An 809-nucleotide genomic window follows, 5' to 3' on the forward strand; every position below is an offset into this window, starting at 1 on the left:
GCCACAGGAACAGGAGCGACCGGTGCTACAGGAGATACAGGCGCAACCGGAGCGACAGGAGCCACAGGAGCAACGGGTGCCACAGGAGCAACAGGAACGGGAGCGACCGGTGCTACAGGAGATACAGGTGCTACCGGAGCGACAGGAGCCACCGGAGATACGGGTGCCACAGGAGCAACAGGAACGGGAGCGACCGGCGCTACAGGAGATACAGGTGCTACCGGAGCGACAGGAGCCACCGGAGATACGGGTGCCACAGGAGCAACAGGAACCGGAGCGACCGGCGCTACAGGAGATACAGGCGCAACCGGAGCGACAGGCGCAACCGGAGCGACAGGAGCCACCGGAGATACGGGTGCCACAGGAGCAACAGGAACCGGAGCCACCGGTGCGACAGGAGCCACCGGAGATACGGGTGCCACAGGAGCAACAGGAACCGGAGCGACAGGAGCCACAGGAGATACAGGCGCAACCGGAGCGACAGGAGCAATTGGAGCGACCGGTGCAACGGGAGATACGGGAGCAACTGGAGTAACCGGAGCCACAGGTGTAACGGGAGATACGGGAGCGACCGGAGTAACCGGAGCCACAGGTGTAACGGGAGATACGGGAGCGACTGGAGTAACCGGAGCCACAGGTGTAACGGGAGATACGGGAGCGACCGGAGCAACTGGAGCCACGGGTGCCACGGGAGATACGGGAGCGACTGGAGTAACCGGAGCCACAGGTGTAACGGGAGATACGGGAGCGACCGGAGTAACCGGAGCTACAGGTGCAACAGGAGATACGGGAGCGACTGGAGTAACCGG

1 protein-coding gene is annotated in these 809 nt (G+C 63.5%); it reads left to right on the forward strand.

Annotated elements, in window-relative coordinates:
- The coding region (locus ACRRMM_RS19120; protein ID WP_432450935.1) for a hypothetical protein at positions 1-809 on the forward strand (809 nt) is incomplete at both ends.

The organism is Bacillus sp. XT-4 (genome assembly GCF_050864245.1).
Lineage (GTDB): Bacteria > Bacillota > Bacilli > Bacillales > Bacillaceae > Bacillus > Bacillus altitudinis.